The 24,472-nt window shown below is 35.1% G+C and carries 16 protein-coding genes; 4 read left to right on the top strand and 12 right to left on the bottom strand.

What is annotated here, in order from left to right; translation table 11 throughout:
• Positions 1 to 49: 49 nt before the first annotated feature.
• Positions 50 to 856, bottom strand: a complete 807-nt coding sequence (locus tag CF599_RS03905; protein WP_121964737.1) for an SDR family oxidoreductase — start codon at positions 854 to 856, stop codon at positions 50 to 52.
• A gap of 114 nt (positions 857 to 970) precedes the next feature.
• Here CF599_RS03905 and CF599_RS03900 point away from each other — a divergent pair, with 114 nt between their 5' ends.
• Positions 971 to 1,990, top strand: a complete 1,020-nt coding sequence (locus CF599_RS03900; RefSeq protein ID WP_121964736.1) for a M28 family metallopeptidase — start codon at positions 971 to 973, stop codon at positions 1,988 to 1,990.
• Positions 1,990 to 2,277 carry a hypothetical protein gene (locus tag CF599_RS03895; RefSeq protein WP_121964735.1) on the top strand — a complete coding sequence of 96 codons (288 nt, stop codon included), beginning with the start codon at positions 1,990 to 1,992 and terminating at the stop codon, positions 2,275 to 2,277. The genes CF599_RS03900 and CF599_RS03895 overlap by 1 nt, the downstream gene beginning before the upstream one ends.
• A gap of 82 nt (positions 2,278 to 2,359) precedes the next feature.
• Here the strand turns inward: CF599_RS03895 and CF599_RS03890 are convergent, their stop codons facing one another.
• The 8 genes from CF599_RS03890 to CF599_RS03850 form a co-directional block, all read right to left on the bottom strand.
• Positions 2,360 to 2,857, bottom strand: a complete 498-nt coding sequence (locus tag CF599_RS03890; protein ID WP_121964734.1) for a hypothetical protein — start codon at positions 2,855 to 2,857, stop codon at positions 2,360 to 2,362.
• Between the two features lie 10 nt (positions 2,858 to 2,867).
• Positions 2,868 to 4,070, bottom strand: coding sequence for a helix-turn-helix domain-containing protein (locus tag CF599_RS03885; RefSeq protein ID WP_121964733.1), 1,203 nt, complete (start codon positions 4,068 to 4,070; stop codon positions 2,868 to 2,870).
• Positions 4,071 to 4,869: 799 nt separating this feature from the next.
• Positions 4,870 to 6,111, bottom strand: a complete 1,242-nt coding sequence (gene rocD / locus CF599_RS03880) for an ornithine--oxo-acid transaminase (RefSeq protein WP_121964732.1) — start codon at positions 6,109 to 6,111, stop codon at positions 4,870 to 4,872.
• Positions 6,112 to 6,244: 133 nt separating this feature from the next.
• Positions 6,245 to 7,843: an ABC-F family ATP-binding cassette domain-containing protein gene (locus CF599_RS03875; protein ID WP_121964731.1), complete on the bottom strand. Its 1,599-nt coding sequence runs from the start codon at positions 7,841 to 7,843 to the stop codon at positions 6,245 to 6,247.
• Positions 7,844 to 8,339: 496 nt separating this feature from the next.
• Positions 8,340 to 9,860, bottom strand: a complete 1,521-nt coding sequence (locus CF599_RS03865) for a serine hydrolase (RefSeq protein ID WP_121964730.1) — start codon at positions 9,858 to 9,860, stop codon at positions 8,340 to 8,342.
• Between the two features lie 232 nt (positions 9,861 to 10,092).
• Positions 10,093 to 10,698 (bottom strand): GDYXXLXY domain-containing protein, encoded by a 606-nt coding sequence (locus CF599_RS03860; protein ID WP_121964729.1) that lies wholly within the window; start codon positions 10,696 to 10,698, stop codon positions 10,093 to 10,095.
• The gene (locus tag CF599_RS03855; RefSeq protein WP_121964728.1) at positions 10,685 to 11,755 is read right to left on the bottom strand and encodes a DUF4401 domain-containing protein; all 1,071 of its coding nucleotides are present in this window, start codon (positions 11,753 to 11,755) and stop codon (positions 10,685 to 10,687) included. The genes CF599_RS03860 and CF599_RS03855 overlap by 14 nt, the downstream gene beginning before the upstream one ends.
• Entirely contained in the window at positions 11,742 to 12,725 is a 984-nt protein-coding gene (locus tag CF599_RS03850; protein ID WP_121964727.1) for a DUF2157 domain-containing protein, read from the bottom strand. Before CF599_RS03850 ends, CF599_RS03855 begins: the two co-directional genes overlap by 14 nt.
• 155 nt (positions 12,726 to 12,880) lie before the next feature.
• Between CF599_RS03850 and bla the strand changes: the two genes are divergently transcribed.
• Both bla and CF599_RS03840 read left to right on the top strand, forming a co-directional pair.
• A complete protein-coding gene (bla, locus tag CF599_RS03845; protein ID WP_121964726.1) occupies positions 12,881 to 13,762 on the top strand; it encodes a class A beta-lactamase, subclass A2 in 882 nt (293 codons plus the stop codon).
• 283 nt (positions 13,763 to 14,045) lie between these two features.
• On the top strand, positions 14,046 to 14,942 hold the full coding sequence (locus CF599_RS03840) for a 3-hydroxyacyl-CoA dehydrogenase (protein ID WP_121964725.1): 897 nt from the start codon (positions 14,046 to 14,048) through the stop codon (positions 14,940 to 14,942).
• A gap of 154 nt (positions 14,943 to 15,096) precedes the next feature.
• Here CF599_RS03840 and bcp read toward each other — a convergent pair whose 3' ends face one another.
• The 3 genes from bcp to CF599_RS03825 all read right to left on the bottom strand — a co-directional run bounded on the left by bcp (position 15,097) and on the right by CF599_RS03825 (position 24,355).
• The gene (gene bcp, locus CF599_RS03835; protein ID WP_121964724.1) at positions 15,097 to 15,555 is read right to left on the bottom strand and encodes a thioredoxin-dependent thiol peroxidase; all 459 of its coding nucleotides are present in this window, start codon (positions 15,553 to 15,555) and stop codon (positions 15,097 to 15,099) included.
• 84 nt (positions 15,556 to 15,639) lie between these two features.
• Positions 15,640 to 21,366 (bottom strand): DUF3320 domain-containing protein, encoded by a 5,727-nt coding sequence (locus CF599_RS03830; RefSeq protein WP_121964723.1) that lies wholly within the window; start codon positions 21,364 to 21,366, stop codon positions 15,640 to 15,642.
• 802 nt (positions 21,367 to 22,168) lie between these two features.
• Positions 22,169 to 24,355: a glutamine synthetase III gene (locus tag CF599_RS03825; protein ID WP_121964722.1), complete on the bottom strand. Its 2,187-nt coding sequence runs from the start codon at positions 24,353 to 24,355 to the stop codon at positions 22,169 to 22,171.
• Between the last annotated feature and the right edge of the window lie 117 nt (positions 24,356 to 24,472).

Raw genomic sequence — 24,472 nt, 5'->3', positions numbered from 1 at the left:
AGCAAGCAGACTCATCTCTTAAACCCATATTCAACATCACAAAAAAACCTTATTTTATCTTATAGTGTTTCATCAGCATCTTCTCATACATCTTACCTGGTAATATCTTCTTCAATATAAGTGAGAACTTCTGAAGTGGCTCCCCTACTACATATCTCACCTTTGGTTTAGGTGTATTGATAATCGTGTGTATTGCTTTAGCCATCTCAATAGGATCACCCCCACTATCCACGTGTTCATCCATCATATCTAAAGACATCTGATACACCTCTTTATAAGCCGAATCTTCTAATACAGGCGCGTGATAACGCCCTGCAGCTATATTCGTAGCGAAGTCACCTGGAGCTACATTAGTCACCTCTACATTGAATGGTTTTAACTCCATACGCATCGCTTCAGTGATCAATTCTAACGCCCCTTTAGACGAAGAATACACTCCTCTAAACGGCAATCCCATATACCCTGCAATAGACGTCACATTGATGATTAATCCTGATCGTCTCTCTCTCATAAAAGGAAGCACTGCTTTCATCACCTCAATAGGCCCGAATACATTGGTCTGAAAGTTGTTTAAAATATGTTCCGCAGGCACCTCTTCTATTGGGCCTGTGATCCCTACTCCTGCATTATTAATTAAGACATCTATGCGACCTTCTATAGCTATAACTTCCTTAATAGCAGACTGAATACTCGCCGTATCGCGAACATCTAGACGGACTAACGGAATCTTTGAATCTACTACCTTCTCCGGATTTCTACTTGTACCATATACTTTACACCCTTGTTGTGTCAAATACTCTCCTACACTCTTACCTATACCGGAAGAACCTCCTGTAATAAAAACGATTTTACTCATTGTGTTTTTTTGATTTAAAACAAAGATAAAAAAACTATAGCTATCTTATACTAAAACTATAGCAAACCACACTGAATGCTTATCTTTACAACAAACACAATTTGAGTAAATACGATGAACCTATATAAAATAAGCTTAAGCCTTCTAGTTATTGCCCTTTCTCTTACAGGATGTAAAACGTCAAGTACAGCAGTAGAACCTATTCAGACTACAGCTGATTATTGGCAACAGATATCTGCGGATTCTATGGCTGTCAATCTAAAGGTATTGACTTCTGACGAATTTGAAGGAAGAAGAACAGGTGAACCTGGACAAAAGAAAGCAACTGAATACCTAGTCAACTTCTATCAATCACATCATATCGCCTATCCAAAACAAGCTACTAGTTACATTCAGCCTGTACCTGCCAAATTTATGAGAGGTGCGATGATGCGTCTTAAAGACAGTGAGAATGTAATGGCATTTATAGAAGGTAGCGAGAAACCGGAAGAAGTATTAGTAATCTCTGCTCATTATGATCATATGGGCATATTATTAGACCAAATCTACTATGGAGCGGATGATAATGGATCAGGTACTGTGGCGGTAATGGAAATGGCTAGAGTCTTCAAATCATTAGAAAAACAAGGTATCAGACCTAAGCGTTCTGTCTTGTTCTTACACGTTACAGGAGAAGAGTTTGGGCTATTTGGCTCTAAATATTATGTTGCCAATCCTATCGTTCCATTAGAGAATATCATCGCTAATATCAACATCGATATGATCGGACGTGAAGATAAGAAATACGCAGGTAAAGAAGATTATATCTATGTCATCGGAGCGGATAAGCTAAGTCAAGACCTACATAAGATGTCCGAATCTGCTAATGCTAATTCTGTCAACGTGACGCTAGACTATACCTATAACGACGAGAAGCACCCTGATCAATACTACTATCGTTCTGATCACTATAGTTTCGCTGAGAAAGGCATACCGGCGATGTTTTACTTTAACGGAACACACGATGACTATCACCAACCAAGTGATACCTATGACAAGATCAGCTTCCCGAAGCTAAAGACTCGTACGCAGCTAGCCTTCGCTACTGCGTGGACAATCCTTAATGCTAAGGATAAACCAAAACTAGACAAGTAATGAAGATGTTCTGGATAAAGACAATAGATATCGTGCTATTTCTATTGTGTACGACGAACCTAATCTTGTGGATAATGAGAGGGCTTTATGTCATCGAGACCAATACATCCGAGCCTTTTAAATGGGTATTCGAAGAAGCTTATGACCCTATGCTTTATGCGCTATTCATCTTGCCTGTACTCGTCATCGCCACGATGATTAACCGCAAGTTTAGTATTCAATCCTTCACATTCTTATCATTAAAATGTTTAGTGATAAACTTCTTTTTGATATTGGTGTTGAGGTGATTGCTCATTACAAATAACTGATTCTAAAAGGAAAAGAACAACGTCTTACTCTGTTTTTTTCCTTTATAATCTATTTAATAACCTACTTTCTACTCACGCGTAGATATTCTCCAAACGTTCTGCCTTCAGGCACATAACCTAGTTCTATATTCTTCTCTAGTAGCAATGTCGCCAACTTAAAAAAATCCTCAGGGGTTGCACTCCATATAGTTAAGATATCTATTATAGACTCCATTTCTTTAGTCTTTGACATACGAGAGTCAGCGCCACGAGGTCCATAACTTATATTCTTCTTTTCTTTACCTGTAAGCATAATCGTCTTTAATTCTAATACCACTGTTCTAATATCACTTTTAGTCATCAGTTTAAGTAAAAAAGATTGAATTCCTCCATAAAACAGATTGTAAGATTTGTTAGGATCCTGTAATACATCATCCTCTAACAGAGCTTTCCACTTATCATTAGTGTCTTTTTGTCCATTAGTAATATCAAGTAATAACTCTTCTTTATTATTCTTTGCATCTGTTATGCGCTGCGCTGTAGACAGTAACTCTTCTATTTTCTTCTTTTCTAAACTCATAGCAATAGGATTAAGCAGTTAGTATATTTAAATTCTTTTTAAGTTTCTGTACGGCAGTGTCAATACTCTTCTGACCTATGGCATCAAACACAATATCCTTTAAAGCGATAGATGAAGTAGGTAAATACTTTGAGAAACGAGGAAAGTCTCTTGTTTGCACCTTTTTGTCAGCACTATCTAGGTAAACTCCATATACAATAGATGGGTGTATGTCAAGCATATCGGATATTTTATCAACTTTGACACTATTATTAATAGATTGATTCAAGATATCCATTTTGTCTTTTGGTATAAAAATTTCTCTTGCAAAGGCATCTGCAGTATCCTCTGAAACAAACAAATCCCTGTTTTCAATATCTGAGATATGATAACTCGTGGTCTTTAGATACTCTAGGTCCTCTAATACGTGATAAAGCTCATGAAGTAACGTAAACCATAGTTTATAATATTGTTTCCCCATATCTGTAATCACAATACAAGGCTTGTCATTGACTAACATCGTCATACCATAAGCCTTAGTCTTACTAATATAAGATTGAACAATTACAGTAATTCCTAGCTGATATAAGACATACTGTGCCTGACTAAAGCCATGTTCTACATTCTTTGTCAATGTACCTATACGTTTTAAGAACTCTATTAGAAGGGTACGGTTATACTCATTTTTATTGCCAATTTCAGCAAAACTCGTTAGATTAGACTTAATCCAAAAGTATTGTGCCTTCTGCTCTTTACTTGGTCTTACACTTATTTTAGATTTGCTAAATAGAGGTGCTTTTAGAACAAGATCAGCGTATTCAGTAATACTTTTAAATCCAAAATAAGAACAGATATCCTTTTCTATTTCTCGGTAGTCCGTAAGACTACTGATAATCTTGCTTGCCTTTAACTCAGAAAGATCAAAATGTTCTAGTATAAAAGAAACTTTCTTAGTAAAATCAAAGTATTCTAATTCCTCTTCTCTTACTTGTAGCGTAAAACTATCTAATAGACTATCACTACTTATATTAAGCAATTTAGATATCTTAATGGCTAAACTTACTTTTAAATCTTCTCCTTGTAATATAGAAGTTAGTGTCTTTCTATTAATATCTAAGATAGCCGCTAAACCTGACTGTGATAGATTATTCTCTTCCATATACGCATATAACATCTCTCCGATAGTCAAATCAATATACTTAGAATCTGTAAAGTCTTCTTTTACTATTTTCATAATCTGTCCAATTTAGGACAAAATTACATTATTTATTTTAAAAACAAAAAAATACCTGCCCCAAAAAGGACAACCAGTAAAAATAAGATAAGTGCAAGTAACTACTTTAAATATTTCATCACTCCCACTCCTTGCAGAATCCCTAACCTATACTTGCAGTGTTCTTGCTGAGAGAGGCCTCCTGACAAGGAATACTGCACTAAATGGGCACGAAATGAGCAATTACCCAAAGAGAAGAATAATATACCGTCATTTTTTAGTGTGTTTGAGTACCAAAATATCTTCTTTCAATAGATCAAAGAACTGTTATAACACCACAAAAGTAGCATATCAAAAAGTTCTATATTTGAGTAAGGTAACTTTTAGCCATTTTTAGCCAAAAATTGCCTAAAATGACCACTTTTAGTCTAAAAATGCCATTATTAAAAAACATAATTAATTGAATTACAGTTATTTGATTAATTTAAAACAGTGCTTTCTGCGGAACGCCTTCGGAAGAATGGCAGAATCCTTCGGAAAAAGGGGGTGTTTTCCGAAGAGCACCCGACCCCTTCTAAACGTCTTCCCGAAGAAAGTAGTGAATACATCACTTTAAAGTCAGTTGTGTAAAGGGATTGAGGAAGATTTGTCTTTTTTACTAGAATTAAGCACTTACGCTAACGTTATAAACATTCACATAATGCCTTAACTATCAAAAGAGCTAAACCAAAGATACGTAAAAAATAATAGCCCTTGTAAGAAGATTGCTTCTTACAAGGGCTATTGTGTATTATTCTCTAAAAATTAGATTTAACTAATCCTATTTTTCGAATTCTTTTAATGTTTCAGTGATGATACGAACACAGTCTAATAACTGCTCTTCGTTCATTACTAATGGTGGAGCAAAACGGATGATATTACCGTGTGTTGGTTTAGCTAATAATCCGTTATCTCTTAGTTTAAGACAGATATTCCACGCTGTATCACTCTCTTCAGTATCGTTAATGATAATAGCGTTTAATAGTCCTTTACCACGTACTAACGTACAGATATTACTGTTCGCGATATACTTGTTTAACTCTGCTCTAAACAGTTGTCCTAACTTCTCAGCGTTATCAGCTAACTTCTCATCTAGTACTACGTCTAATGCAGCGATAGCTACAGCAGCAGCCGTAGGGTTACCACCGAAAGTAGATCCGTGTTGACCTGGTTTGATTACATTCATAACCTCGTCATTTGCTAATACAGCAGAGATAGGATAAGCTCCTCCTGATAATGCTTTACCTAATACGATGATATCAGCTTTGATATTTTCGTGATCGATAGCAAGCATTTTACCTGTACGAGCGATACCTGTTTGAACCTCGTCAGCGATAAATAATGCGTTGTGTTCTTCACATAATGCCTTAGCAGCAGTTAAGTATCCTGCATCTGGTACATATACACCTGCCTCACCCTGAATAGGCTCAACTAAGAAACCTGCAACAGTTCCTTTATTTGCTTCTAATGCCGCTTTTAAAGCATCTACATCATTATATGCTACACGGATAAATCCGTCTGTGTAAGGACCGTAGTTTTTACGAGCATCTTCATCGTTAGAGAAAGAGATAATCGTAGTCGTTCTTCCGTGGAAGTTGTTCTCACATACGATGATTTTAGCTTGGTTCTCTGCGATACCTTTTACTTCATAAGCCCACTTTCTACATAGTTTTAAAGCAGTCTCTACAGCCTCAGCACCTGAGTTCATAGGTAATACTTTATCAAAACCAAATAACTTAGTGATCTTCTCTTCGTAGAACCCTAACTTATCATTATAAAATGCTCTAGACGTAAGCGCTAAAGTACCTGCTTGCTCAGAGATCGCCTTAACGATAGCTGGGTGACAGTGACCTTGGTTAACTGCAGAATAAGCAGATAAGAAGTCATAGTATTTCTTTCCTTCTACATCCCATACATATACTCCTTCACCTTTAGATAATACTACTGGTAGTGGGTGATAATTATGTGCTCCGTATTTATTTTCTAACTCAATAACTTGAGCTGAAGTGATTTTGTTTGACATTATATATTGTTTTTGTGATGTTTTTGTTTCCGCAATTTAGATATTATTTGGTAAATTCTAAAATTAATGAGCAATTAAAACTTAATTATTAAATTATTGACAATAGATGACCTTACTAATTGCTTTAAACCTATTAATTCAAATCAAGCACATCTACTATCCCTAAATCTTTAATAAAACTACTATCGTGACTAACCACAATCATTGTTCCATTAAATTCATTCAATGCTTTAGTTAAACTCTCTATACTAATAATATCCAAGTTGTTAGTTGGTTCATCTAATAATAAGACGTCTATCTCTGATTGTAAAATAGTTAGGTAGCACAACACTAACTTTAGTTTCTCTCCACCACTAAAAGTATTAATCTTATTAGTCCATAACTCTACACCTATTCCATATTGAAATAACAGATTGCGAAGTTCAGCTGTAGAGTATTTAGCTGTATTGGCACTTTCTAGTTGTTCTACTGGTGTAAGATTACTATCTAGTAAAGAGTAAAACTGATCGAGATAAACCACTTTAGCTTCCCCGCGATAAAGTTCTCCTGTTGTAGGAACGTAAACCCCTTGCAATAATTTGAACAGAGTAGACTTGCCTGAACCGTTCTTTCCCTTTAACAATAAACGATCTCCACTTAATAATTTAAAGTCAAGACTTGTTTTAAATATAGGTTCAAAAGCAGGAGAATATCGATAGTTCATCTCTTTTGCTTCCCATAATATCTTCCCTTTGTGAAGTTTAGATTGAGGAAAGCGGATATCAAACAGCTTATCTCTGTCTAACTGTGTTCTCAACTCAGATAATTCAGACTGTATGCCCTCTTTCTTCTGTTGGTGTACATCCTGAAGTTTAGCTGTACTATTCTCCGTTTTGTTGCGCATCGCATTAATAACTATCTTTGGTAGTCCCGCATTCTTCTCCGCCTTTTTGTTCTGTGCTTTGTCTTTATTGATTTGCTCAGTTCGTTTGACATCAGCCTTTTTAGCCTCCTTTATCTCTTTAGAGAGATGATCTAACTTACTCTGAATTCCTTGTAATCTCAGCTCTTTTTGTTCTTTATATAGGCTGTAATTTCCTCCGTATTTATAAACTGCAGTTGGCGTAATTTCAAACGTAATAGGCATTAATTCTAATAACGCTCTATCGTGACTCACGATAACCACTGTCCCCTTAAACTCCTGAACGAAAGTATAAAACAACGCTTTTGTCTCCACATCCAAGTGATTAGTAGGCTCATCTAGTAACAATATATCCGCCTGACTCAGCATCATCTTAGCAAATAGCACCTTCGTCTGCTGCCCTCCACTAAGGCAGTCCATTGTCGTATCTGCAGAGATAGTCTCTAGTCCCCAATAAGCTAATACCTTCCCTATCTGCTCCTCGATATCCCACTGATCATTGAGGATTTCATAATCAGATTCTTCTACCGAACCCGCTAAGATAGCACGCAAGGCATTGACTTTAGTGGCAACACCTACTGCTTCGTAGATCGTATGCGACTGTACTAATTGTTTATTTTGAGGCAAGTAGAATACACTTCCCACTATGTGAATAGAAGGATCTGCTAGCTCTAATTCTCTTGCTATTAATTTTAATAAAGTTGTTTTCCCTGTTCCGTTTTGCCCGATAATACTGACCTTCTCTCCTGTGTTGATAGATAGGTTGATATGGGTAAATAGCGGTGTTTTATCTGCGTGATAATATGATAAGTTTGATATAACTATGCTCATAGTCTATTATATTTAACCTAGAATAAGTGATAGACAAATAAACGAAAAGTAATTATACAAAATAGGTCTGAATTAGCGATACAAGCATACTATAGTATGGTTTTAGAGCTAATGAAAGAGCTATAAAGTAGAATTATTTTGTAGTATTTGGCTAATGCTGATTCTGGGTTTACTACTGTGAATATTCCATACGTGGCCCGTACACCACTCCTCACGGTCAAAAAATATGTATTTACACGATACTAAGTATTATGACAACATAAGACTGTTGCCTAATTTATAAAGATGATAACCACTCGTAGAACTTGAAGTATGTCCTTTTATCTATTGGTTATATAAACCAATCTTTACTTAGCTGTGTACATTTAGACTATTATTCGTTAATACTAATGCAAATGTATGGCTACTTTTGAATTTAAACAAAGAATAGATGTAGTTTTTAATAAAACAAGCCTCTAAAGTATACTCTAGAGGCTTGTTTCATTCTTATATTTCTTTACTTTATCTCAAACATTACAGGTTTCTCATTACCATCAAGTAAAATACCAACTGCGTTAATCTTACCTTCTATATCACTAGAGAAGTTAAATAATAAATTAGTTGCTTCGGTAGTCTCTATTCCCTTGCTATCAAGCTTCTTTAGATCAAAAACATCGTAGTGTAAGTGCTTTAAGACATACTTATCATCTCCAAGCGCAGTGTATAGTTTACTGTTCTCTTGTGTTATTTTAATCACACCATAAGCAGGATGTTCAAAAGAACCTACATACTCTTTTAATCCGTGTGAAGCCTTTGTATTAAGGATGGGTAGCTTCTTTTTATCTTCTTTATCTTGGTTAGATTTATCTTCTTTTGGATTGATCTCCTCGTTCCAATTGATCGGTCTTAAACCAAGCAGTCTATCTCCTATAGAGTTACTTACTGCCCTTGGCACCTGAGATGCCTGCTGATTAGTCAAAACTACGATCGCCAAATCCTCTGAAGGATAAAGAGAGACAATAGCCGAAAAACCATTGATATTACCACCGTGCTCTACTACATAGTATCCTCTATAAGATCCTATCATCCATCCTAATCCATAATTAGCAAAGTAGATATCCTTATGCTTCTCGTCAGGTAGTGCACCTTCCATTACCATCTGAGAACTGATAGCCTCAGTAATATAAGAAGCAGGCAAGACTTGTTTACCCTTAAACTTCCCCTCATTAGTCCACACTTTTAACCAATTAGCCATATCAGTTACACTGCTATTGATACTACCCGCAGGCCCCATACCATTGATGTTATAATATTCTAGCCTCTTGATTTCTTTCTTATCAGATACTGTGTAAGGCAGTGCAACGTCACTATCACGCTTAAAAGTCTCAAAATTAGTAGTCGAACGCGTCATTTCTAACGGCTCAAAGAACTTCTCACTTATATTCTGTTCCCACGTCTTACCGCTTAATCGCTCTACGATCATCCCTTGAGCGACAAACATAAAATTATTATAATACCACTTCTCTCTTACACCAGAAGTAGGCTTCATATACTGTACACGTTTGATAATATTATTTCTATCTGAAGTATTAAAATATAACCACGAAGAGTCATATCTAGACAGACCTGTCCTGTGTGCCATCAGATCTCTTAAGTTAATCTGATTGTTCATCTCATTACTATAAAACTGTAATTGAGGCAATAGGTGAACTGCTTTATCCTCAAAGGTTAGCTTTCCTTCCTCTCTAAGCAGGCCTAATAAGGATGAAGTAAACGCTTTAGAAGTAGATCCAACAGCAAAAAGCGTATTCGGCGTCACAGGCTTCTTAAGCTCCATATCTCGATAACCAAACCCTTTGCTATAGATAATATCATTTCCCTTAACTACAGCTACGGCAAATCCCGCTATATGACTGTCATTTAATATTTGGGTTAGCACTGAATCAATATTAGCTAAAGGTTCACTTGCTGTTGGATTCTGAGCCAGTGCAGAAGCTGAAATTAATAAACAGAAGAGGTACGATAAAGGACGTTTCATATATACTTTTATTTTTGCTCTAAACTATGACTTTTCTATATACTGACAAGCTGTATGTGTCAAATTAATAAAAATATTTAAAATAATAAATCAATACTTCAGTACAAGACAACATACATTGAGTTATTAGTATTTCTAAACAGTCTTTTTAAGAGTACTTTATATAAAAAACAGGAAGCCTATCCTAAAGACAAACTCCCTGTTAATATCAAATGCCGTAGGTAAATAATTCCTAATTAATTAGCTTTCTGTCTTTATCATACATCCCAATAAGCACGCTATTCCCTTGCTCATCTACACGTAGTCCACCATACTTTGCTTCTTCATATTTTTTGGCTTCTCCCTCTTGAAAGAAGAAACTCTCCGCACCTATATTAAATCTCCAACCCTGATAGTTAAAGTACTTGATATAGATTTGGTTCTCTTTTTTCTCCCCTCTTTCATTCATCATCATCACCATACTTCCTACATTATCTTTATCTAAAGATAGCAAGACATAACCGCGCTTATTTAGTTCTGCTTTCTCTACTGCCTCTTGGATATCCTGTTGTGCTCTTAATACATTCTCATCTACCTCACTAACTGCGATACTATCATTAAGCACAGGAGCTACAGTATCTACTATCACCTGATCAAATGCACGGGTCTGATTAGATATCGCATAATTTAAGATCATATAATCTCCCTGTATAAGCGATCTAGGATCTACAGGTGCTAGTTCTAAAAGAACTAATTGACCTTCCTTAATTGTCTTTTCTTTTTGTAAGACAGCTCTAACAAAGAAGATACCTATCAAAATGAAAACACTTAGTATTATAATATTCTTAGACTTTATCATATCCTGCTCCTTTCTTTTGAATTAAATAATACACTCCTAAAAACACCACACCTACTATCATCATCGAGATAGACTTTTCTAATAAGGTAAGTCCTAAATCATAATAAAACATCCCCATAGCCCATATAAATGTAGCAATACTCAAGGCAATACCTGCCTTAAACTGCTGCTTAAAGCTCCATAACAGAAATAAGAATGCAATACCAAAAGCAGGATAATTAAAAGCTATCAACACAGTAAACACTAAAGCAAATAGATAAACTATAATCTTCGTATTTAACTGTGTAACTTTCATTTTATCTAATAGCAAATACACTGTAGCAAGTATTAACCCCAATATAACAAGTAGTAAAAACACGCGAACTGCGCTATACTCACTAAAATAGTAGTATCCATAATCTTCTGTAGAAGCTATAATCCCCATCACTAAGGTATAGCAAAAGAATGCAGTAAACACAGGCAAATATCGCTCTCTCAAGATGTTATTCTGCGTTCTAATCTGCTGTTCTTGCCAAAATAGATACACTGCAAATAGCAGTACGAAAGCTAAATAGATATAATAGAAATTCTCTATATGTAAGCTAAACATCACGACGTGTATAGAGATTAGTACACCTAATGTACTTAAGAAACTAATAATCTGATTATTATATACACATAGCGTTATAATAGAAGTTGCTAAGGCAATATATCCTCCTATATTACTATCTCCTGTTAATCCGTAGATTAGAAAAGAATGCCCTATTATATATAGCGATACGGCTATACTATCTGTGATAGCGCTATCCTTACTGCGGTTAAAGAAGAATGCGCCTACTAAAAAGGCAATTCCAATACCTGTTAACACTGCTTGATTTCTAAATAAATCAGCAGATATTAAAGCTATAAATCCGATGAATAAACCTAGACCTAGTAAACTTCCTAATACAGATACCACTCTTATGATAATCGACTTTAGCGCTCCCTTATCTGTTGCCTCAGTTAGAGACTCGTGGTTTATCTCTACTCCACTCTGTTCTAATGAAGAGACTAAGGTTTTAAAATTACTCTTGCTCATTGTTCCAAAGTTTTTTCTGATTCATAATAAGTTTTACGATAGCAAATGTTCCACCGATAGTGTAAAGTGCATATAGTAATAAGGCTGCTTCGTTAAAATCAGCGATCTTAATTAGTACAGCAAATACAATAGCAAACAAGGCTAAATAGATATAGCTAAACACTAATAAGTCTTTCGTCTTTCTACCCCATAAGAAACTTCCCACTAGCCAAAGTATCGAAACGACAACTAAGTAATATAATCCTGATATATCTGCTCTGATATACTGATCCGTACTCAAAAAGATATACATAACCACTCCAGCAGTAGCAAGTGCAATACTAGCGAAAGTTACTAATGCAGTATAATATCTAGCCACTGTATAGTTAAAGAACTTCCCTAATAGAACAGGTATTACATATAGCGCTATGTTTAGTAGTAACATAAATAATACGCTAAAGAACAGTTCGTCTTCTTCTCTTAATTGTGTGTAATATAGTATTAAAGTGGTATTCGCTAATACAGCATAGAACAACCAATGTGCAGAGAATTTATTCAATAGCGTCCACGGCGTTACTGCCAATACCCACATAAAGAATAAGTCGTAGGCATTTGCCCCTGTTTGATAAACTTGTCCAAATACAGCAAATAACACACCTACTAATACACTCGCACTAAGTAAACTTATCTGCTTAATCAACGTACTAAACTTAGGATATACTGATCCTCCAACACATATCGCTAGAAGTCCAAAAACAAGTAAGAACTTGATGTTTTTATCTAGGTCTGCCCAATTATAAGCAAAGAAAAACACGATCCCCGAAACGAATAACCCTGCTCCTAGTATTAAGGTGAAGTATTTAGCGAACTTCTGCCAATCTGTTAGATTAGCATAACTCTTCTGCTCTAAGAGCTCTCCAAGTTGTATATCTGAAAGCGAACTATGCTCTTTTAAAAGATATAAGTCGCCCTTATCTATTTTTTCTTTCATAGAAATAGTTGTATTTATACATAGAATTTTTGTCAAACGTAATAAAAAAATCTCTTAGAATTGATAATCTGTTAAAATTAGATCTATTTTATTTGCACTTCTTTTAGACTTTATTTTTTGTGATTACTTTTGTAGCTTATTTTAAAAAGCTTTTAATGAGACTATTATTCTTACTATCCCTACTGTCTATTTCTTCTGTAACATTTGGACAAAATCAAAAATTAAAACAACAAATAGAGCCAATTCTACAGCATAAAAAAGCAACTGTAGGTATTGCTATCATTTATGATGGAAAAGATACACTGACCTTTAATAATGATCATAAATACCCTACTATGAGTGTTTATAAATTCTTCCAAGCCTTAACTATCTTGGATTATATGGATAAACACAATATTGACTTGAATACTCCGATGTTTATTAAGAAAGAGGATTTAAAAGAAGGTACCTATAGTCCGCTTAGAGATAAACGACCTATGGGAGACTTTAATATGCCTATAGGAGAGCTAATACAGTATACCGCTTCTCATAGTGATAATAATATCTCTAACTTATTTTTCAGTAGCTTAATAGGGCCTAAGATGACAGACTTATACTATAGAAGTATTGGGATTAAGGAGTTTGAGATTGTCTCTAGTGAAGAGGAAATGAGTCTAGACTTCAATAATCAATATGATAATTGGATTACTCCACTTGAAGCAACTAGAATATTAGAGCTGTTTCATAGAAAAGAATTATTATCACCTAAATATAAAGCCTTCTTACAGCAAGCGATGATAGATACTAAATCAGGACAAGATAAAGTAAAAGCCTTACTCCCTAAAAACACAGTAGTAGTTCATAAGACAGGGATGTCATTTAGAAACGACAAGGGATTAAGGGCTGTGGATAATGACTTAGCACTAGTCTATCTTCCTAATGGCAAACAGTTCTCCATAGCAGTCTTTGTAATGGATTCTCTAGAAGATGATAAAACAAATGCTTCTATCATAGCACAAGTAGCCAAAGTAGCTTACGATTATTACAATCAACAGTAATTATATAATACAAGAGGGTGTCCTGAAAAGGTCACCCTCTCTTTTTTGAGGTTGATGTTATTTTAATAAAGGTAGTTGATTTTCGCTATTTCTGTCTTTACAATACAATATACATTACTATCACAAAAAGCGACTTTATTGTGCTATTTTCACCACAAATAAAGTATTACTGCATTTTTATAATCAATTTTAATTATTAATTACAAATAACCCATTAAGCAATTAGCTAATCATCTTTAGTATGCGTATCTTGAAAGAAGTATAACCAATTTATTTTAAAATTATGACAATTAAAAATGTAACTGTAGCAGGAAGCGGAGTATTAGGCTATCAAATAGCATTTCATACTGCTTTTAAAGGGTTTAAAGTAACTGTTTATGATATCAATGATGAGGTACTCGAAAAAGCTAAAGCTAAATTTGACTCCTTGGCTGAGCGTTATAAACAAGATATCGGTGCCACAGCTGAGCAAATAGAAAAAGCAAAGCATAATCTTTCTTATTCAAGTGATTTAAAGAAAGCAACAGAACACGCCAATTTAGTCATTGAAGCAGTACCTGAAAATCCTAGCATCAAAATTGCCTTTTATAAAGAATTAGCAGACGTAGCACCCGCAGATACTATTTTTGCTACCAATTCATCTACTTTATTACCTAGCCAATTTGCTGAGGTAACAAAAAGGCCTAAACAATTTTTAGCATTGCACTTTTCCAACGAAATATGGATACACAATACGGCAGAAATTATGGGTCACGCTCATACTGATCCCGCTATTTTTGATAAAATTGTTGAATTCGCAAAAGCTATTGGAATGATTGCTTTGCCTTTGCACAAAGAACAACCTGGGTATATCTTGAATTCGATTCTCCTTCCTTACTTAGAGGCTGCACTCAATCTTTTGGTAAACAATATTGCTGATGTCCCAACGATCGACAAAACGTGGATGGTTGCAACAGGGTCAACTACAGGTCCTTTTATCTTTTTTGATTTAATCGGTGTTAATACTGGTTATAATATTTTTAAAATGGCTGCAGATTCGTCTAAAGATCCTGAAAAAATTAAAATTGCAGAATTTCTAAAAAGAGAATTTGTTGACAAAAACAAATTTGGTATTAGTTCAGGGGAAGGATTCTATACCTACCCGAATCCAATTTTTAAAGAAAAGGATTTCTTAAAATAAAACACTACTAAGACTAAGAAAAGTGAGTTATTACTCTCACTTTTAAGGCTTTTTAATCAAAAAACCCCATCTTAAAAAGGAGGAGTTTTCTTTTTTAAACTTTTTAGAGAAACACTTTTTTTTATATGTTCGATGTCTTTTCTTATGTCTTTTCTTATGCCTTTTCTAATATCTGAGCAGCGTGATCTTTAGTCTTTACTTTACTAATCACATCGCTAATAATTCCCTCTTCGTTGATCACGAAAGTCATTCTGTGGATACCATCATACGTACGCCCCATAAACTTCTTAGGTCCCCATACTCCGAAAGCGTTTAGTACCTCTTTCTCTTCATCTGCTAATAGCGGAAAAGGAAGGTTATTCTTATCGATAAACTTCTGTTGTCTAGCTGCTGAGTCAGCACTCACACCTAGTAGTTCAAACCCCTTTGCTTTTAGCTCAGCGTAGTTATCACGTAAGTTACACGCTTCCCACGTACATCCTGGTGTACTAGCTTTAGGATAAAAGAATACCACTAATTTCTTCCCTTTATAATCACTTAATTGGTGTGTATTACCTGCTTGATCTAATGCTTTAAATGCTGGGGCTGGTTGCCCTATTTCTAATGTCTTCATCTTCTTTCTAATTAATTTAAAGTAAAAATAGGAGAATTTATAAGAACTATCAAGGTTTACCTATAAACTCTCTCTATCGTAAGATTACTCTTTCAGAACTATCTTATCGAACTGATAAATAATCTTGTCCTCTACTAGCATCTTTTTAATCACGTGCTGAATCACTAGATCCATCTGACTACCTAGTTTACTAAAGTCAAATGCTTTACCGATAGCCTTTGTTAGATCTTCGTGTGGCACACTAAAGTTGCTCTTCAGCAATTCTATAATAGCTAATTCTATCTCTTCAGGGCTGATATCTTCTATATTTCTCTTCTCGATAGTGTTATCTCTATAATGCGTTAATCCTCGTTTATACACATCCTCATTCCAATAAAACTCTTGATATGAAGGAACGCTAATAGTATTAGGTACTGCATTTACTAATTCCACGAAATAAGCTTGTAATTTACTGCTCGTTCTAGAGATACTCCATGCATTCATAATCTTTTTAAATAAATACGACTGACTGATAGGCCCCTCTATCTGAATAAGGTCATACATCTGATTCTGTATCATATTTCGATTACTTGCTTCATAGATAGCCTCCGGATTAGCCTCATTCACAGTATTTAAAGCGACTCTATTATAAGCTTTTTGGTTAGAGACAGTTCCCATATCGGTAATTTCAACCAAGTGCTTATGAATAAAATCACTAGGATTAATACTCGCTACGGGCTCTACTACGTTAGCATAAAGGTTATCTATCTTCTCCTTAAGGTCTTTGACAATTAATTCTTTATTCTTAAACCAATCGATTGTCCATATGCGGTAAATATCCCATCCTAACGCTTTTAATACTCCTGGTATCAATAGCTCTCTATCATTAGTCGTTTTGACATTATAGTAGTTTAATCCATCCACTAATATCCCAACTATATATTGATTAGGATTATTCTTATCCACTACTCCTATATCTAAGCGATAACTAGAAGTACCTATATTTGTCTTCACTTCTAGACCATTGGCATTTAGGTATTTCGCGATAGACTGGATTAACTTGTCATTCTGTCTTACTTCTTCTGATTCGACTAGGTTCACATACCCCTTCTCTGCGAACTCTAAGAAGTTCTTCAACCCTTTAACCCCTTCAGAATTAGTACGTCTTAGATCTATCTGATCTCCTTTAATAGAAGAGAATATCTTCATCTCATAGCGTGCTCTAGTCACAGCTACATTTAGACGACGCCATCCTCCATCTCTATTTAGAGGACCGAAGTTCATCGACACTTTTCCTTCTTCATCAGGTCCATACCCAATAGAAAATAAGATAATATCACGCTCATCCCCCTGTACATTCTCAAGGTTCTTGATAAATAAGGTCTCAGAAGCACCTAATATCTTCTCCTCTACAAGCGGATTATTCTTAAGCATATCCGTCAGCATATCTTCTATCAAGGTCTGCTGTGTCTGACTAAACGTAACTACTCCTAATGTCTTAGGGTTAGGCTGTTCATAGTGAAGTTTAATATATTGAATAATCGCTTTAGCTTCTAATTTATTTGTACGTGACTTTCCTTTCTCATAGACTCCTTCTGCTATAAACTCGAACGTTACTTTGCGGTCTAAATCATCTTTTGATGGGAATGTCAATAGCTTGTTATCATAGAAGTTAGCATTACTAAATGAGATCAAACTCTCGTGCTTACTTCTATAGTGTCTTAATAGATACTTAGAAGGTAATGATAAGGCTAAACAGTCGTCTAGGATACTCTCAAGATCTTCTAGCTCTAAGTTGTCTTCATCTATTTTATTCGATGCAAAGAAAGTAGTCGGTGGCATCTGTTTAGGATCCCCTACTATTATCGCTTGTTTTGCTCTAGCTAATGCACTAATAGCCTCTGCTGTTGGCAACTGTGATGCTTCATCAAATATCACCAAGTCAAAGTGATCAGTACTTACATTAAAGTACTGCGCCACAGAGATAGGGCTCATTAGCATACACGGTTTTAAACGTGGTAGCAAATTAGGCATTTGATCAAAAAGCTTTCTCAAGCTCATTCCCCTACCTCTACTGCGTATAGCACGTTTAAGCATCCCAAGCTCAGAGTTCTGAATGAACTCATTAGATGAGCGAGGAATACGACTACTAAGTTTCAGAATTAACTGACTCTTATTAAGTTCTGTATATTCGTTATGTATATCTTGATACTGTTTGATCAGCGTCTCATATATTTTTGAATCAAAACCACTTAAGGCAAATGAATGACTTACTGTCTGTATAAATAGATTAATGTGTAAGATACGCTCTAGATCATTAGACAAATTATCTTTATCGATAACACCGTTTTCTAATAACTTAATAAACCACTCTAGATCAATGGCTATCCCCTCGCGTCTATAAACGTTATAGTTAATCCAATCACTTAATTTATCTAGGTTCGCTAAGATAGTATCTACTTCACTGCTTAAAGGCGCTGAAGTAGAATTAGTAATTTCTTGAATACCTTGGTACTTAACAGTAAAGGTTCTTAAGAATGTCAGAATCTCTGAAACTCCTCTTCTAACATTTGTGTTTTTATAGAAGTGTAATAACCAAGTATCAATACCTGTGAAGCCACACTGCTGTGCTAAAGAAGAAATAAGGCTAAGATTGTCTAGTTCCTTATATATCGTCTCTATATCTAGATTGTTATTTGAATAATAGACATTAGATAGCTTATTTACATCCTTGTAAATAGCATTCTCACAGTTCTGTTTGATTTCCTTATATTCTTCAGCTTGCGCAAATAACTGTTCTATATCAGCAGCCACACTCACCTTTAGCTTAGCATATCCGTTTAAGAATGACTTGATCTTTCTCTGTTTTAACCATTTAGGTAAGAACCATTGGTGTTTAGAGATATTCCATTGTTGTTCTTGGGTAGATAGGTCTACTTCTAGTATTTTCTTATTAAACTGACGTCCTATAACTTCCTCTATCTTAATTCTCCTTTGTTGTAATTCTGCCCACTTATTCAGCAGGTTAAACTGATTCTCATCAAAGTATAGATCGATTAACTCATAAGATAAGTTACTCTTCGCTATAAGCTCAAATAGCTCCTTTAAGTTATTTGGATTCAAGTGATTATTAGACAGCAAGTCGAACTTATATTCTAAACCTAAATGTTCGTACTCACGTGCCACATATTTATAGTCAGAGAGTACTTCTTTTATGTTGTTTTGGATGTCAAACTTATGTTCTACTATATTTAAAGAACGCAAAGGATGCGTAGCCGGATTATCTATTTTCTTACATAAAGCATCCATCGGAATCACCCAATCTGTCCACTTTAAGTAATTCGCCTGACTTACTTCTTCTAATTTGATATCAACGATAACGTTGTTATTTAACTCAACATTATTTAGCTCTAGATAAGCTATGGTATCATATAAAGTCCACCCTATCGTAAAACGGTGATGTAACTGTGCCACATACTTTCTCAGCTCCCCTTTTCGCTCATCTATGCGATTAGACGCTTCCTTAAAGTCGTAATTACCCTTATACATCGGCACGTCTAGCGTAGCCTCAAACTGTGCTAATACATCTGATTTTCTCGTTTTATTAGAGTGTAATTCTAAGCAGAACGGCCCTAACCCTATCTTCTCTAACCTGTGATGTACTACATCTAGAGCAGCCTTCTTAGCTGCCACGAATAGTACTTTCTTACCATTAGCTAACGCATCAGCGATGATATTAGTAATAGTCTGAGACTTACCTGTACCCGGAGGTCCGTGAAGAACAAAACTGTTATTAGCGTGGGCGTTCCTAACTGCCTCTAATTGGGAATTATCAGTAGATATCGGCAAGGTCAATTCATACGAAGATAGCTGTTCTAACTCTTCGTCACTACTGCTTAAAGAATCAAATGGGGCGGTAAGACTCCCTGTCAAAAGGCTCTTAACGATCGTACTTTCTTGTAATTTATCTGAATACTTAGAGATGTCTTGCCATAAGATCAGCTTACTAAATGAGAATGTCCCTAGAATAACTTGATCTAGTACATCCCATCCCTTTAAGTTAAGAATCGTCTTTCTAATTAAAGCCAAAACTTTAGGAACATCAACACCTGACTCATCCATAGGCAAATCCTCTAAAGCAGACATATCAAGCTTAAACTCCTGACGTAGATACTCTAGCAACGTAATATTAATCATCGTCTCCTCTTCTCTACCTCTCAAGACGAATTTAGAGTTGATAGAACGGCGATTTAACTCCACAGGAACTAATAGAATAGGTGCATATCTAACAGTATCAGCTGATTTTGGCTCATACCATTTTAGCAGTCCTATTCCTAGATATAGTGTACTCTTCCCATTCTCCTCTTCTGCTAATTTAGAATTACGATGTAGATTGACCAAGATGTTATCCAAGTCATACTCATTATAATAGCTGTATAATCTATTGTTTTTAAACTCTGATTCTACTACTTCGTACAAATTATCAGAAGAATGCAAAGGCGGAAAATACAGATTATATCTACTCAATATCTCTTGCGTATTGCTTCCCTGTATAGTATATGTTTTGCCTTCAGCTAGTGAATCTTCTAGACTGCTAACATTGACATCTATTAATTGTAAAATACTTTTAGTAAAACGAGTGTTTAACAGGTTATTTCTCAACGAAAGATCTAGTAGCTTGCGTTCCCATACACGTTGTTTTGAGATATTTAATCCCTCTCCTAGTTCTAGATCAGCATACACATTCGTCTGTTCAAAGCGCTTGTCTATATTGTCTCTTGACTTGTTCACTTCGAACTCTTGCTCTATTATAATTTCCCCATCTGTCTTGCGATGGATAGGTAAAGGCAATATATTATTTATACGAGCTGTCATTACATCGATAGACAATAAGAAATCAGAAGAACGCAATAATTGTGACTCCGCAGAAGCCATCGCTTCTTTCAGTGTATGAGTTGCCCCCTTGCACATCATCGTTGATTCTATCACGATTAACTCGCTAATATTAGCAGCCGCACGCTTCGTAATAGCGGTCTGATCAAAGTTAACCATCGAATCAAATCGATCGTCTACTAGCCATACACCTACAAAAATATGCCCTTTCGTTAAGATCAAAATAGGGTTAAGATTAATAGCTTCAAGGCAAGCAGCAAATAACAAGGTAATGTCTAAACAGTTACCAAACTTAGTCTCTACTACCTGATCTAAAAGTCTAACACGCTGTCCTGTACGCTCATAACTAGGTGGCAATGCGCTATATACCAAATCCATACTCTGTATAGAACGATAGATAGCCGAGACCATCTGTAGTACACGCTCTCTATCTTTCGACTGATATCCTTCAAATGAGGGGGTTAGCTTATTGCTTTCTAATATTCTAACTGCATTCGTCTTAATCGGCAAAATAGCATCGTGATTAGGTAAGATATAAGACGCTAACAACTCAGGAAAAACATCAATCCCTCCGAAATAGTCTATCGGCAATACATCAATCTGAAAGAAAGTCTCTGCAATAATCTCCTCTTCAGAATATAATCTAATCTGTATCGTATCTATATCTTTCTCCACGATATTTCGGATAAAATGTAGATTATATTTAAAGTCAAACTTAACAATCGTATAAGCAGTATTTGCTTCTAATCGCTCTATATGAATGCTATTATCTTCAAAAAAACCAAGTTGTGAAGTGATAACTATCTTCACTCCTTCATAAGAAGTCTGTTGGTTTTCAATTAAAAGTCGTTGTATAAAATGATATTTCTGTATACAAAAAGTGTAATTGAAGTAATTATACTTCTGTACAGATAGTTTAATCGGTATGTGTTGTTCCATAGCGTAACAATAATCTCTTCTAAATAAGGTGTACTATGACAAGGATAACTAAGTAGTATATCTTCCTGCCAAACGACCTGCTTACTTATGTTTATATAGTTTTAAAAAACAGTGTAAATTAAATAATACTTAACAAATTTAAGAAAATATAGCAGACTATCACTATACTATCATAAATCCACACAAACAACTATACAACAATAGTTTACTTTTAAATTTAGCTCAAATAATGTATGTTTATTTATGATAATAAGTAAGGGTGTTCCGAAAACATTAAGATTTAATATATATATTTGCAGTATAGGAAGTCGAAAATTTACTGCCCTTTTTTAGACCAATCTTCTAGGTCAATATTTAAAACAATCGAATCATACGTTAATAGTTATAAATAGGCATCTTTACGCAGTATTGGTTTGAGTGAGTCCATTGTGAGTCCATAGTGACTCCATTAAAAAGGCTATTCTAATGGAGTCACTATGGATGCACGATGCTATCAAAATACTTTCATATAAAGCCAGGTAGCAACTTCACTAACAGTGAATTCTAATAAAAAAAATAAGGAAAGATAATAGATAATGTCCATATGAGAATTGGACAAATAATTTCTAAAGAAATAGAAATGTTTTAAACTTAGAATATGCCATAGATGCTATGGGTTTTGTTCTAACTTAATGACTGCAAGTTACAAATTTAAAAAATAACTATGTGAGATACTGTAAAGAATATCAAGGAATTAATACGCATAAAAAAAGTGACCTTACTTTACAGTAAGATCACTTTTAAATCATTTTATCACTCTATCTTAGTTAGTAAATAACAATTCTCTGTACTTAGTTAATGTCCAAAGTTCGTTGTCTACCATTATTTCTAATTTATCACTGTGGTAACGGATAACATCAAAATAAGGTTTCACTTTATCACAATAAGCGTGTGCTTGCTTTTCAACATCTTCAATATTATTGGCAATTTTACGCTCATTAGTCATCTCAGTTACCTTCACATTGATTTGCTCGATGTGGTGAGAGATCTTCTTAATCATTTGTAATTGCTCAGCTGCGATTGTTGCAAACTCCTCATTACCAAATATCTCTTTAAGACCTTTAACGTTGTCGATTACTAAGTTTTGGTATCTAATAGCTGTAGGGATTACATGGTTTCTAGCGATATCACCTAATACACGTCCCTCTATTTGGATACGCTTCACGTACTCTTCTAATTCGATCTCGTATCTAGCGTGAATCTCAACACTTGACATTACTGCCATTTCTTCAAATGTAGCAATAGCCTTAGGGTCTATCTTAGCTTTTAAAGCAGATGGAGTCGTTTTGTTATTACTTAATCCACGTTTAGCAGCTTCTTTTTCCCACTCATCACCATATCCATCACCTTCAAAAAGGATTCTTTCGCTGTCTTTGATATATTCTCTAAGTACATTAAAGATTGCTTCATCTCTTTTTAATCCGTCGTTCTCAACTAATGCATCCACTTCGTTTTTGAAGTCTTTTAATTGTTTTGCTACGATCGTATTTAATACAGTCATCGGCCCAGCACAGTTAGCTGTAGATCCTACTGCTCTAAATTCCCATTTGTTACCTGTAAAAGCAAATGGTGAAGTTCTGTTTCTATCTGTGTTATCTAATAATACATCTGGAATCTTCCCTACTACATTTAACTTAAGGTCTGTCTTTTCTTCTGGAGAAAGTTTACCGTCAGTAACCTCTTTAAGTTCATTCAACACTTTAGTCAATTGTTGTCCGATAAACACAGACATAATAGCTGGTGGTGCTTCATTCGCTCCTAGACGGTGGTCATTACTAGCTGATGCAATAGCTGATCTTAGTAATTCTTCGTTATCATTAACAGCCTTAATCGTATTGATAAAGAACGTTAAGAATTGCATATTACTCTTAGGTGTTTTACTAGGACTAAGCAAGTTAACTCCTGTGTCCGTCGCTAATGACCAGTTATTGTGTTTCCCAGAACCATTAACTCCTTTAAATGGTTTCTCGTGGAATAATACTTTAAAGTTATGTTTCTCAGCTACTTTCTTCATAACATCCATTAATAGAGAGTTATGATCTACTGCTAAGTTTGCCTCTTCAAAGATAGGTGCTAACTCAAATTGGTTAGGTGCTACTTCATTATGTCTAGTCTTCACTGGGATACCTAATAAGATACAGTGATTCTCTAGATCGTGCATATAGTTTAATACTCTAGTTGGGATAGAACCGAAATAGTGATCATCTAACTGCTGACCTTTTGCAGCTGTATGTCCTAATAATGTTCTACCAGTAGTAAGGATATCAGGTCTAGAAGCCGCTAATGCGCTATCTACCAAGAAATACTCTTGTTCCCATCCTAAAGTAACAGTTACTTTCTTTACATTCTTATCAAAGAATTTAGCTACCTCAGTTGCAGCATCATCTATAGCGTTAAGCGCCTTTAATAAAGGAGTCTTATTATCTAAAGCTTCTCCTGTATAAGAGATAAATACAGTAGGAATACACAATGTAGAACCAAAGATAAATGCAGGTGATGTAGGATCCCAAGCTGTATATCCTCTCGCTTCAAATGTATTTCTAATTCCACCATTAGGGAAACTAGATGCATCTGATTCTTGTTGTACTAATTGGCTACCATTGAATTTCTCAACTGGATCTCCATCAAAAGATGTTTCAAAGAAAGCATCGTGTTTCTCAGCAGTTGTTCCTGTTAACGGTTGGAACCAGTGTGTATAGTGACTAACCCCTTTTGACAATGCCCACTCTTTCATTCCCAATGCAATGTACTCGGCTAACTTACGATCGATCTTAATTCCTAGTTGCGCATTCTTCACTGCCTGATAAGCCTCAGGAGTAAGAAACTGTCGCATTGACTTGTCATTAAATACGTGATCCCCGAAGATCAATGATTTTCTACCCAGTTCTTCTACCTTTACAGCTTCTCTAGAGGCTGCTTTCTCAATTGCTCGAAAACGAAATGTTGACATAATTAATAGTTTTAAGAGGGCACCCCCTGTTTTGTGAGTACAAATTTAAATAAAAGTGATTAAAAACAATACACACCCCCTATATTTTTTACATTTTATTTTAAAAACTACACTAAA

It is taken from the genome of Myroides sp. N17-2 (assembly GCF_002286775.1).
In the GTDB taxonomy this organism is placed as follows: domain Bacteria; phylum Bacteroidota; class Bacteroidia; order Flavobacteriales; family Flavobacteriaceae; genus Flavobacterium.
Note: the sequence above shows the minus strand (reverse complement) of the source record. Positions and strands in the feature narration are given on the sequence as shown.

Bases quoted from the DNA above. Each gene is read 5' to 3' on its own strand.
- CF599_RS03830 (WP_121964723.1), bottom strand. From the start codon at position 21,366: ATGGAACAACACATACCGATTAAACTATCTGTACAGAAGTATAATTAC.
- bla (WP_121964726.1), top strand. From the start codon at position 12,881: ATGAGACTATTATTCTTACTATCCCTACTGTCTATTTCTTCTGTAACA.
- CF599_RS03875 (WP_121964731.1), bottom strand. From the start codon at position 7,843: ATGAGCATAGTTATATCAAACTTATCATATTATCACGCAGATAAAACA.
- bcp (WP_121964724.1), bottom strand. From the start codon at position 15,555: ATGAAGACATTAGAAATAGGGCAACCAGCCCCAGCATTTAAAGCATTA.
- CF599_RS03825 (WP_121964722.1), bottom strand. From the start codon at position 24,355: ATGTCAACATTTCGTTTTCGAGCAATTGAGAAAGCAGCCTCTAGAGAA.
- CF599_RS03850 (WP_121964727.1), bottom strand. From the start codon at position 12,725: ATGAAAGAAAAAATAGATAAGGGCGACTTATATCTTTTAAAAGAGCAT.
- CF599_RS03865 (WP_121964730.1), bottom strand. From the start codon at position 9,860: ATGAAACGTCCTTTATCGTACCTCTTCTGTTTATTAATTTCAGCTTCT.
- CF599_RS03860 (WP_121964729.1), bottom strand. From the start codon at position 10,698: ATGATAAAGTCTAAGAATATTATAATACTAAGTGTTTTCATTTTGATA.
- CF599_RS03840 (WP_121964725.1), top strand. From the start codon at position 14,046: ATGACAATTAAAAATGTAACTGTAGCAGGAAGCGGAGTATTAGGCTAT.
- CF599_RS03885 (WP_121964733.1), bottom strand. From the start codon at position 4,070: ATGAAAATAGTAAAAGAAGACTTTACAGATTCTAAGTATATTGATTTG.
- CF599_RS03895 (WP_121964735.1), top strand. From the start codon at position 1,990: ATGAAGATGTTCTGGATAAAGACAATAGATATCGTGCTATTTCTATTG.
- CF599_RS03855 (WP_121964728.1), bottom strand. From the start codon at position 11,755: ATGAGCAAGAGTAATTTTAAAACCTTAGTCTCTTCATTAGAACAGAGT.
- CF599_RS03905 (WP_121964737.1), bottom strand. From the start codon at position 856: ATGAGTAAAATCGTTTTTATTACAGGAGGTTCTTCCGGTATAGGTAAG.
- CF599_RS03900 (WP_121964736.1), top strand. From the start codon at position 971: ATGAACCTATATAAAATAAGCTTAAGCCTTCTAGTTATTGCCCTTTCT.
- rocD (WP_121964732.1), bottom strand. From the start codon at position 6,111: ATGTCAAACAAAATCACTTCAGCTCAAGTTATTGAGTTAGAAAATAAA.
- CF599_RS03890 (WP_121964734.1), bottom strand. From the start codon at position 2,857: ATGAGTTTAGAAAAGAAGAAAATAGAAGAGTTACTGTCTACAGCGCAG.